The following is an 11,018-nucleotide window of genomic DNA, read 5'->3' as shown; positions in this document are numbered from 1 at the left end:
ACTCTAGCTCGACCCGTCAAACGGTCCGCGGTTTCCCGATCCGTCCCTCGCCGCTGACGAGAGGGCGGCAACCCTCTCCCAGCGGTTCCTTCTCACCGAAGCGGCGCGGAAAGTCATAAGACAAGCGTTTCCCGGTCACATGGAATCCTGTGATCGATAAGGAATCGCTCAAAATAAAGACGTTGGAGCAGGTTCTCATCGAAAAAGTCTGTCAACTTTTTCGGAACCGGCTCTAGTCGCAGATCTTCTGCAGCGCGCGCCATTCCGCCTCGGTCAGGACGGGATCCGCCGTGGCCTTGTCCGCCGCCGAAAGCGCAGCGAGTCTGTCTTCGCTCATAGGATGATCGTGAAGAATGGTGAGGAAGCCGTCCGCTTCCTTGCCCGTCACGCGCAGCAGCAACTCGCCGAGCGGCTTCGCGGGCCGGCCGAGGCGGGCGAGCGCATGCGCGGCGAAGGCGTCGGCCTGCGCCTCGGCTTCCCGCGAATTGGCGGCGTTGAGCAGACTCCTGCCGACGAAGACGATGGCGCCGCCGCCCGTCACGTCGCCAAAGAGCAATCCGAAGAGATAGGCGATCCCGCCATCGGCGATGACCCGCCGCAGATGATCACGGTGCTGCAGATGGCCGAACTCATGCGCCAGAACGCCCAGGACTTCATCCTGCGACTGCGCCTTCTCCAGCAGGCCGGACAGAAGAAAGACCTTGCCTCCCGGCAGCGCGAAGGCGTTTGGCGTCTTTGAGGAGATCGCCTCGATGGTCGCCGGAAGCCGAAGGTCCGACGCCTGCTGCAGGCGTTGAGAAAGCTTCGCCAGCGCGGCGTCGCCCATAGGCGAGGCGCAGCTCTTGCCGTCGAATATCTGCCGCATCTGCCGTTCGGCCGCCTCGCCGAGACGCTTCTCCCACGCGACCGGCACGAGCGGCGCGAGCCGGTCGGCGGCGAAAGGCATGCCGAACCAGATCAGCCCGACGATCGAAACGGTTGCGGCGAGCGACCAGGCGACGATTTTGAGCGCCGAGCCGTCGACGCGCAGCGCCGCGTCGCTCGCAAGCGTCGGGCAGCGGCGTTCGACTTCGCGCTGAGCTTCGCCGTCACGGATGTCGAGATAGGCCAGTTCGGCCGCGCCGATCGCCTGCAGCCGCATCGCCTCCGCCGGCGCCTGGATGCGCCGCACGTCGGCGTAGGCCCAGGTGGAAAGAAGCCCGCCGTCCTCGCAGATCTCCAGCGCGTCTCCGAAGATGAGCGTCACGCGGCGCTTCTTGTTGACCAAGCCGTCGAAATAGATCGCCTCGAACGTCTCGGCCACCTCGATCAAAATCCCACGACGTCGAGACTGTCGGCGAAGCCTTCGCCGAGCGCCGTCGGCGACGACGCATCGACCCGCATTACGACCTCCTGAGCGCTGTGGAGATCATGAATCGTCAGCGAATTGACGACGATCCGCCACACCCTCTGGACGAAATAGGTTCGCCACAGGATCGAATACTGCATGATCAGCGCAAGATAGATCAGCACGCCAAAAATGATTCCGACAATCTTGGGCATAAGGCCAATAGAGAGCCCGACGGTCAGCGCGGCTACTCCCGAAGAAAAGAGAAGCCCGACGAATGTCCAATAATTGCCAGTCAGCGCGTTACGCTCCAATGTCGACGTTGCGCGCACGTCGCCGATGCGCACGCCCTCGACCCACCATTTCCACTGCACGGCCTTAAACCGCGCGTATACGAATATGGCGGCGGCAAAAGTCGGCAGGATCAACAGGAGCCAGCCTGCTTCCCTTGTTACTTGATCGACGACTGGAGCCGCGAAAAAAGTGGTCGCCGTGAGTGCGGCGCCAACCCAAAGCAGCCACCCCTGCTTAAAGAGTTCGTCGCCGGTCGCGACGAAATCGCCGCGAAGATCGCCGTAATATGTGTGTTGCATCTTGTAACGCTCCAGCGCCGCCTGCATCCATGGCAGCGCCAATCCGAGCGTGACGATCATGAGGACGCCCCAGCCCATCGCGTTCAGCGCGTAGGAAACGCCCGAGCCGTCCATGTTGAAGCGCAGCCCGCGCCAGGCTGTGCGATGCAGGCGGTAGCGCCGCGCCCGATAGATCGCGAACTGCCAGAACGCCACAAAGGCCACGCCGATGAGCGATGAGGCGAACGATATTTCGCGTTCGGCTTCGACGCCGAGCAGGAAGGAGGCGAGATAGATCGGCGCCAGAATCGCGATGGCGAACAGGAAGCCGATGAGCAATTCGCGCGCCGTGCCGAGATAGGCGAAGGCGTCGCCGTCAAGAACCGTATGCGACCACAGATGCTGGCGGATTCTGGTCGCGAGCCAGAAGCGGTAGAAGCCGAAGGTGACGATTTCCAGAGGCGCGCCTTTGAACAGAATGTCGCGAAACGCGTCGTCGCGGCCGGTGAAAACAATATCGCGCGGCTCCGGCGCGGTTTGCGCCGCCTGAATGGTCATATCGTTCATGGAAAGGCCCCCTTGAAAGAATGAAATACTGCACTGCCGCATCGCGTCGGGCAAGTCTGTGCGCAGACGCGCTGACGCTATATTGAAGACCGGCAAGGAATCCGAAAGACAGCGCGCGCGGGAAGGCGACATGTCGCATTGGCTTATCGTCGGCGCGAGTCGCGGCATCGGACTGGAAACCGCGAGGCAGCTTTCGGATCGGGGGGAACGCGTGACCGCGAGCGTGCGCGGCGCGGATGGGGAGGCGGCGCTGCTGGCCGCGGCGCCTCGCGCGACGATCCTGAATTTCGACGTTCGGGACCACGCCGCGCTGAGCGCGGCCGCCGCGCACATCTCTGATCCAATCGACGTGCTGATCGCCAACGCCGGCGCTTACGGCCCGCAGCGGCAATCTTCTCTCGACATGGATTTCCATGGCGCGCTCGATCTTCTCTCGATCAATACGCTCGGTCCGTTGCGCGTCGTTCAGACCTTCCTGCCGCTGGCGAAGCGCAGCGCCCATCCGCGCATTGTCATGATGTCGAGCAGACTGGGCTCGATGTCGCTCGATGGCGCATTCAATGTCGCCTACCGCGCTTCGAAAGCCGGGCTGAACAAGATCGCGCAATGTCTCGCGGCTGACCTCAAGTCGGAGGGCGTCGTCGTCGTTGCGATGTCTCCCGGCCGGGTGCGCACCGACATGGGCGGTCCGAATGCGCCGCTTGATGTGCGCGACAGCGTGGCGGGCGTGATCGCGGTCGCCGAGTCGCTCACGCTTGCCGATACGGGCCGCTATCTGGACTACCGCGGCGAAGACATTCCCTGGTGAAGCGCGCGCGACGAATAGGCGGCGACTAGTTCTTCTGCGCAGTCTGGGCGCCGGCGTGCGCAGCGGACAGCGCGTCTCGCGCCTGCGCCTCGAGCGCTTCCGCCGTTCTTTGCTCCAGCGCGCGTCGCGGCGTCGGCACATCGAGCGTCGCGACGACATGGGCGGGACGCGCCGACAACAGGAACAGCCGGTCGCCCAGCGCAATGGCTTCGCCGAGATCATGCGTCACGATCAGCGTCGTGATGCGACGCGCGTCGATGAGCCGCGCGATCATCTCGCGCAAATCCCGTGCGAGGGCGACGTCGAGCGAGACAAGCGGCTCGTCCAGCAGCAGGAGATCCGGCTTGACGGCGAGGGCGCGCGCCAACGCCACGCGCCGGGCGAGGCCGAGCGAAAGTTCTCGCGGGAAATGCGTCGCGTGCTCGGCGAGTCCGAGGTCGTCGAGGAGCGCGCCGATCTCTTCGTCATGGGCGTGCGGCGCGGCGATGCGGATATTGTCGATCACGTTGCGCCAGGGCAGCAGCCGCGGCTCCTGGAAGACCATGCCGAGCCTTCCGTGTTCGGGCAGGACGATCGTTCCCGCGAAATCCTCGTCGAGGCCGGCGATCAGCCGCAGCAGAGTCGTCTTGCCGCAGCCGGAGGGCCCGACGACCGCGCCAGCCTTTCCGGCAGGCAGCGTCAACCGCAGACCTTCCAAGGTGCGGAGCGGCCGTCCGCTGGCGGAATGATAATCCTTAGCCGCGATCGCGACGTCGAGAGACGCCGCGCCGCCAGCGGGAGACGTGTTGTTCAAGTGGCTGCACCAGAAGGGTTTCAACGCCGAGCATCAGCGCGACGAAGGGGAGCGCATAGGCGAGCAGAAGCTTCATGTCGAAGAGCTGGAAGGCCAGATTGATCTCGAAGCCGACGCCGTTCGAGCGCCCCAGCAGTTCGACGACGAGAACGATCTTCCACACAAGCGACAGGCCGGAGCGCGTCGCCGCCGCAAGATAGGGCGCGAGCTGCGGCAAGACGAGGTGCCTGAAGCGCGCGGCGGGGGAAAAGCGGAAGACATGCGCCATGTCCTCAAGATGCGGATCGAGCGCGCGCGCGCCCTCGCGCACCACGACAATGGCGTTCGGCAGCTTGTTGAGCGCGACGGCGCCGACCGCGGCGACTTCGGTGAGGCCCGCCCAGATATAGGCGAGCACGATGACGACGAGCGCCGGCAGATTGAGCAGCACGACAAGCCATGGATCGAGCAGCCTGTCCACGAGCTTGTTGCGGCCCATGACATAGCCGATCGCCGTTCCGAGGCTCATCGCGAGCGCAAAGGCGGCGACGACGCGCGCGAGCGTGATCGCGAGATTGGAAAACAGCGCGCCGGAGGCCGCCTCTTCATAGATTTTCTCGAAGACAGCCTCAGGTCCGGGAAGTCGGCGCGGATCGGAGAGCGCGGCGGCGATCCGCCAAAGCAGGAGCAGAGCCGCAAGCGAAACGAACCGGATCAATTCGGCTTGTCCTCGGCGCCCTTGTAGAAGGTTCCGGGATCGAGCGTTGTGCTGGAGCCCACGAGCTTCTCGCCGCCAAGCGCGGCGAGCGTGTCGTAGAGCCTGCGCGCGTCGGCCTCTTCCTGAGCGATCGGTCGTTTCGGCGCGCCGGCGACATAGCGCTTGCGATAGGTCGCGAGCGTCTTCGCGTCCTTGCCGCTGAGGCGCTGCGCGGCGGCGGCCCAGGCTTCGTCCGACGTGGCGATCAGTTCTTTCGCCTTCCGGCTCATGGCGAAGAAGCGCGCGAGCGCGTCGCCGTTCTTGGCCGCAAAGCCCTCGTCGAAGACATAGCCGGTGACGACGACGTCGCCCTCGGCGCCGAGCGCCCGTTCGACATCGGCGAGTTCGACGGCGCGCGTGAAGCCTTGCGCTTCGAGATCGGCGGCGAAATTCCAGAATTCGAGCGCGGCGTCGATTTCGCCCTGGCGCGCCTTTTCGGCGATGAGCGGCGGCGCGCCGTAAAGAACGGTGGCCGTTTTGTCGAGATCGACGCCGTCTTTCAGCGCATAGGCCTTGAGCATCAGCCAGCTCTTGTCCAGCGGCCCGCCCGCGACGCCGATCGTCTTGCCGGCGAGGTCCCTGACGCTCCTGATCGCAGGGTTCTTGGTCATCACCGCGCCGATCGCCGTCGAATGCGGCGAGAAGGTCAGCTTCTGGCCTTGCGCGCGTTGGCGCGCGACCCAGAGCCAATCGGAGAGAATGATGTCGGCGCCGCCGCCCTGAATGGCGATCTTGCCGGCGTCGGTCGAGGCAAGTTCGATCGCTTCGATGTCGAGCTTCGCCGCCTTGTCGAGGGCGAACGCCTTGACGACCGCAAGCTCCCAGCCGAGCGTGCCGGTCTTCTGCAACGCGATGCGCAGCCTGTCGCCGGCGTGCGCTGGCGCGATGGAGAGGAGGAGGCAGGCGGCGACAGCGACGAAGAAGCGTTGCATTTTTTCCCTTGGATGTTGCCGGAATGTCTTACCGCAGGATCGATATGGCGTCGATGCGCGCCGGATTGCGCGGAGCATTGTCCCCGATTTTTGGGACGTCGATCGTAAAGGTGCGGCGCAGCCGTAACGCGACGCAATGGCGGCGAGACGCATGCAATGTCGATGCGTGGATGGCCGGGACAGGCCCGGCCATGACGGCTACGGCACTAGAGAACGGCCCAGCTCGCGAACTATTGTGAAGCGACGCTCTTCGCCGCAAGCGCCGCGTCATAATAGTCGGCGAGCTGCAAAAGCAGGTCGGCGCAGTCGCCGTCGAAACTCGAACCATGCATCATGGCGAGGCGGCGTGGCTCCAGCGCGGCGAGCATGCGAATGGTCGGGCCGGTCGCCGGCGTCAGCGACGTGGCCTGAAAGGCGTTCTCCGCGGCAATCGCCGCTTCGAGGACGCTCTCCCGCGCGACGGCCGGTCCCTGACCGATTTGCGTGAAAAGATCGCCGCAAAAGAGCGTGCGCGTCGTCTCCTCGTAGATCAGCCCCGACTCCCACGCATGCGGCACATGCGGCGTGTCGATGTAGCGCACGCGCTTTCCGCCGAGATCCATGGTCTCGCCGTCGGCGAGCGCGCGCGGCGGCCGGTCGGTGAGATCGTTGAGCGACACCATGCAGGCGGTTTGGCCATGAACCACCTGTGCCTGCGGCGCTGCGGCGAGCCACAGATTCATCGCGCCGCATTCATCGGCTTCGACATGGCCGAAGGAAATCCAGCGCAGCCGTTCGATCGGCATGATCGCGCCCACGGCCCTGGAGACGAGCGGAAACAGCGAACGCGGTCCGCAATGAAAGAGCAGCGGCTCGTCCGCGTCGATGAGGAACTGATTGAAGGTGAACCCTGCGGGCGCAGCGATCTCCGGCACGAAAGTCGAAAATCGATAGATGCGCTCGGCGATGTCGTCGACCTTCGTTTCCATTTTCAACCTCAGGCTCAGTTCGATCGCCGTATCTCAGCTTCGCGCGACTCCTAGCTCAATTCATCCGCCTTGGCGTCGCAGCGACGCCAGAGAAAGAGAAGCAGGAGCAGCCAGACGGCGATAAAGCCGTCGGAGAAAATCGTCAAAAAATTATATGGCGCATAATCGCCCGCGCGAAGCGTCTGCAGGACGTGGCCATAGGTCGCGCCGAGCATGAACAATGACCATCCAAGCCCCGTGGCGAGCCAGAACGATCCGCGGATCCAGATGCAGAGAAAGCCGAGCGCGCCCCAGGCGCCGTCGTGAATCCCGACCTCGAATTGGAACGGGCTTCCCGGCGCCCAGCCGATGCTGCGCGCCGTCTCATCGGGGAAGAAGACATGCGGGACAAAGCCGAGCGGCAGGCCGATGACTCCGACATCGAGAACGAGCGCGTACAGCAGCAGCAGGCGGACGACGCGCGCGCGAGTCCTGGGGACTTTGCTCAGCGCCAGATGCGCCAGCGGCAGCAGCACGCTCAAGAGCGCGATGATCAGGCCGATCATGGCGACGCGGCCGCTTTCGCCGCGTCCGCCGTGCGCGCGGCGGCGACGCTGTCTCGGCCCGGCTTCAACGCCTTGATCTGGCGGCTCTTGCACAGTTCGCTCAGGTTCGCCAAGCCGCCGTAAAGTCTTTCGGAGTCGCCATAGCCGATGGCGGCGAAGCGATAGATCAGCTCGCGCACGAGGCTCGGCTTCAGGAAATAGCCGGAGTGAACGTCGACCTCGCCTCTGACATACGCCCAGAGCAGGCGCAGATGTCCAAGCCAGGTCAAGTTCGGCGGCGCGTTGCGCGCGGCGTTCGTCACCACGCCATGTCCTTCGGCGTCGATGGCGTCGGTGCAATCGAAATAGGTCAGCCGTTGGGCAAAGGATTCTTCCGACTGCGCGGCGTCAAGCTCCGCATAGAGCGTCTCGAGCGTATGGGCGCCGACGCGCAGATTGCCGAGCGTCAGATCTTCGGACAGTCCCCACTCCGTGAGCGCGCCGACATTGCCGAGACGATAGCCGAACCTGCGGCTCATCGTTGGCAGCGAAAAGAAATTCGCCGTCGTCGAAATGTTGCGCAGGACTTCGTCGCCTTCATTGGAGAACAGATGGGCGTCCTGAAAGCGCTTCAGGGATGATTGGAGCACGTTGCCGCGTCCGGACAACAGCACCTCCGCTGGAATGTCGGGGGAAACCAGCACGAGGCGGCGCAAGAGAAAATTCTTGCCGATCTTCGATCTGAGCTCACGCTGGCGGCGCTCTTCTTCGCTTCCCACAGCCTCCACGTCTCGCATGGCGGCGATCGCCAGGGGCGAAAAGACGTCCGACAGAATGCGCACCGCGTTCGTGACGACGAATCCCCCCATGCTGTGGCCGATGAAGGAAAGATCGACCCGTCCGGCAAGATCGTCGGGATTGTCGGTCGGCCGTTCGGGCAGCCTGTCGTCGATGTCGCGGATCAGATTGACGAGGTCCGGCACGCCGTAATTCGCCGCGCGAAAGCCGTCGCGAAAATAGACGATGAGCCGCAGGCCGAATAGGGTGAGGGGAATCACGGCCATCGTGGCGGTCACGGCCGTTGCGATGACGCCCGCGAATTTCGGCCAGTCGCAGATCTCGAAATAGAAATTCACCAGATAGACGGCGGCGAGCGACACGAAGAGAATGCCGACGAGAAACCAGGGCGCGGCGCTCAATCCGCTCCGCCAGGGGGTTCCCATCGCTTCCGACGGCCAGCGGTATCCGACGCAGACGAGTCCCTGGTTTTTGAGAGCGTCGTCTGCGTTCAAGGCGATGAACGATTCCTTGAATGTGTCGAGAACCTTCTTGCGCGGCGTATTGAAGCCATGCACGGTGATCAGGAGTTTAGGCTTCTCCTGTTTGGTCAACGCCTCGACGATCTTGTCGATGTCCGAAGGGCGGCAATTGTCGGGAGTCTGCGGCGCGCTTTGCTTGTCGTCGATGTTGTCGGGGGCCGTGCTTTCGACGAAGAACGCGGGCGTGAAGCCCTCGCTCGCGGGCGGGACGACCTCGTACGCCGCCAAATCTTTCTCTTGCGCCATGGATTGCTCCAAATTTTTCGGTTGAGCGAAAATCCTTACGTGCGTATTTAGCCGGGCCCGAGCTTGCCCCAGCGTCGCGTGTGCGACAAGCCAAAGCGGCGTCCGCCTTTTTGGGAAGCGCCTGTGTCGGCCATGTGAAGGGGGCGGCGCCCGACCGACCCGCCCAGTCCCGAATCGCGCTAATATCGTCCATGGCTTCGAAACCCGATCTGTTCAGCGGCGCGCCGCGCAAGGCGCCTGCAGCGAAACCGTCCGCAAAGCGCGCGCCGGCCGAATATTCGGCCGCCTCGATCGAAGTGCTGGAGGGTCTCGAGCCCGTCCGCCGGCGTCCGGGCATGTATATCGGCGGCACCGACGAAGCAGCGATGCATCACCTCTTCGCCGAGGTGCTGGACAACGCCATGGACGAGGCTGTGGCGGGGCACGCCACCTTCATCGAGGTGACGTTGGAGCCTGACGGCTGGCTGACCGTGATCGACAACGGCCGCGGCATTCCGGTCGATCCGCATCCGAAATTCCCAAAGAAATCGGCGTTGGAAGTGGTGATGACGACGCTTCACGCCGGCGGCAAATTCGACAGCGGCGCCTATCAGACCTCCGGCGGCCTGCATGGCGTCGGCGTTTCCGTGGTCAACGCCCTGTCGGAGAAGCTCGACGTCGAGGTCGCGACCGGCGGCGAACTCTACCGCCAGGAGTTTTCGCGCGGCGAGCCGCTCGGCAAGCTCAAACCGCTCGGGCGCATCGCCAACCGACGCGGCACCAAGGTGCGCTTCAAGCCAGATGCGCAGATTTTCGGCGCCAACGCGCATTGGAAACCGGCGCGGCTGTTCCGGATGTCGCGCTCCAAAGCCTATCTGTTCGGCGGCGTCGAAATCCGCTGGCGCTGCGATCCGGCGTTGATCGAGCCCGGCGCCGACACGCCGCATGAGGCGGTGCTGCGGTTTCCGGGCGGGCTGAAGGATTATCTGGCGCGCGAGATTCACGGCAAGGAGTTCGTCACCGATCAGCCCTTCGTCGGCAAGATCACGCGCGACGGCGGCCATGGTTCGCTCGAATGGGCGGTCTCCTGGCTCGCCGAGGACGATGGGTTCGTCCACTCCTACTGCAATACGATTCCGACGCCGGACGGCGGCACGCATGAGGCGGGATTTCGCGCCGCGCTCTTGAAGGCGCTGAAGGATCACGCCGAACGCGTCGGGCAGGCGAAGCGCGCCAAGGACATCGCCGCCGACGATCTCATGGGCCAGTCGGCCGCGATGATCTCCGTCTTCATGCGCGAGCCGGAGTTTCAGGGCCAGAACAAGAGCCGACTGATGAGCGTCGAGGCGGCGCGCATCGTCGAGGGCGCGGTGCGCGACGCCTTCGACCATTGGCTGGCCGGCGCGCCGTCGCAGGCCAACAAGCTCCTGGATTTCGCCGTCGAGCGCGCCGAGGAGCGCCAGCGTCGCCGCGCCGAAAAGGACATCGCCCGCAAGACGGCGACCCGCAAGCTGCGGCTGCCTGGCAAGCTCGTCGATTGCACCAATAATTCGGCGCAGGGGTCGGAGCTGTTCATCGTCGAAGGCGACTCCGCCGGCGGCTCGGCGAAGGAGGCGCGCAATCGCGCGACGCAGGCCATTTTGCCGTTGCGCGGTAAGATCCTCAACGTCGCTTCGGCGACGAAGGACAAGCTCCTCGCCAATCAGCAGCTCGCCGATCTGACGCAGGCGCTCGGCTGCGGATTGGGCGCGCATTACCGCGACGAGGATCTGCGTTACGAGAAAGTGATCGTGATGACCGACGCCGATGTCGACGGCGCGCATATCGCGTCGCTGCTCATCACCTTCTTCTATCGGCAGATGCCGCGGCTCATCGAGAACGGCCACCTCTATCTCGCGCAGCCGCCGCTTTACAAGCTGACGCAGGGCGCGAAGACCGTCTATGCGCGCGACAATGAGCACCGCGAGGAATTGATCAGCAAGGAGCTGACAGGGAAGGGGAAAATCGAGGCCAGCCGCTTCAAGGGGCTCGGCGAGATGAGCGCCGCCCAGCTCAAGGAAACGACGATGGACCCGGCCAAGCGCACGCTCCTCAAAGTCGTGGTTGAGGCGGAAGATCGCGAGGAGACGGCGGATTGCGTCGAGCGGCTGATGGGCAACCGGCCGGAAGCCCGGTTCGCCTTTATCCAGGAACGCGCCGCCTTCGCGACGGAACTGGTCGATATCTAGCCCCTCGCGCTGGAGCGCG

General features: G+C 64.3%; 10 protein-coding genes. 2 read left to right on the top strand and 8 right to left on the bottom strand.

All coding sequences use genetic code 11. From position 1 onward, the window contains the following. Window positions 1-232: 232 nt before the first annotated feature. Both AB7F41_RS02260 and AB7F41_RS02255 read right to left on the bottom strand, forming a co-directional pair. Complete coding sequence (locus AB7F41_RS02260; protein WP_428382741.1) at window positions 233-1,303, bottom strand: M48 family metallopeptidase; 1,071 nt, start codon at window positions 1,301-1,303, stop codon at window positions 233-235. A gap of 5 nt (window positions 1,304-1,308) precedes the next feature. After that, complete coding sequence (locus AB7F41_RS02255) at window positions 1,309-2,466, bottom strand: YjgN family protein (RefSeq protein ID WP_428382739.1); 1,158 nt, start codon at window positions 2,464-2,466, stop codon at window positions 1,309-1,311. Window positions 2,467-2,596: 130 nt separating this feature from the next. On the opposite strand from AB7F41_RS02255, the gene AB7F41_RS02250 reads away from it, so the two are divergent. Continuing rightward, entirely contained in the window at window positions 2,597-3,274 is a 678-nt protein-coding gene (locus AB7F41_RS02250; RefSeq protein ID WP_428382737.1) for an SDR family oxidoreductase, read from the top strand. 25 nt (window positions 3,275-3,299) lie between these two features. Here the strand turns inward: AB7F41_RS02250 and AB7F41_RS02245 are convergent, their stop codons facing one another. The 6 genes from AB7F41_RS02245 to AB7F41_RS02220 form a co-directional block, all read right to left on the bottom strand. After that, on the bottom strand, window positions 3,300-4,067 hold the full coding sequence (locus tag AB7F41_RS02245; protein WP_428382735.1) for an ABC transporter ATP-binding protein: 768 nt from the start codon (window positions 4,065-4,067) through the stop codon (window positions 3,300-3,302). Beyond that, window positions 4,009-4,764 (bottom strand): ABC transporter permease, encoded by a 756-nt coding sequence (locus tag AB7F41_RS02240; protein WP_428382733.1) that lies wholly within the window; start codon window positions 4,762-4,764, stop codon window positions 4,009-4,011. The genes AB7F41_RS02245 and AB7F41_RS02240 overlap by 59 nt, the downstream gene beginning before the upstream one ends. Next, window positions 4,761-5,735, bottom strand: coding sequence for an ABC transporter substrate-binding protein (locus AB7F41_RS02235; RefSeq protein ID WP_428382731.1), 975 nt, complete (start codon window positions 5,733-5,735; stop codon window positions 4,761-4,763). Before AB7F41_RS02235 ends, AB7F41_RS02240 begins: the two co-directional genes overlap by 4 nt. A gap of 230 nt (window positions 5,736-5,965) precedes the next feature. Further along, window positions 5,966-6,703: an MBL fold metallo-hydrolase gene (locus AB7F41_RS02230; RefSeq protein WP_428382730.1), complete on the bottom strand. Its 738-nt coding sequence runs from the start codon at window positions 6,701-6,703 to the stop codon at window positions 5,966-5,968. 50 nt (window positions 6,704-6,753) lie between these two features. Further along, the gene (locus AB7F41_RS02225; RefSeq protein WP_428382728.1) at window positions 6,754-7,248 is read right to left on the bottom strand and encodes a DUF6790 family protein; all 495 of its coding nucleotides are present in this window, start codon (window positions 7,246-7,248) and stop codon (window positions 6,754-6,756) included. Next, window positions 7,245-8,792 carry a hypothetical protein gene (locus AB7F41_RS02220; RefSeq protein WP_428382726.1) on the bottom strand — a complete coding sequence of 516 codons (1,548 nt, stop codon included), beginning with the start codon at window positions 8,790-8,792 and terminating at the stop codon, window positions 7,245-7,247. Before AB7F41_RS02220 ends, AB7F41_RS02225 begins: the two co-directional genes overlap by 4 nt. A 191-nt stretch (window positions 8,793-8,983) precedes the next feature. Between AB7F41_RS02220 and parE the strand changes: the two genes are divergently transcribed. Further along, complete coding sequence (gene parE, locus AB7F41_RS02215; RefSeq protein WP_428382724.1) at window positions 8,984-10,999, top strand: DNA topoisomerase IV subunit B; 2,016 nt, start codon at window positions 8,984-8,986, stop codon at window positions 10,997-10,999. The last annotated feature ends 19 nt before the right edge of the window (window positions 11,000-11,018 follow it).

The sequence above is a fragment of the Methylocystis sp. genome (assembly GCF_050251305.1).
Lineage (GTDB): Bacteria > Pseudomonadota > Alphaproteobacteria > Rhizobiales > Beijerinckiaceae > Methylocystis.
This window is presented reverse-complemented; position numbering and strand designations above follow the sequence as displayed.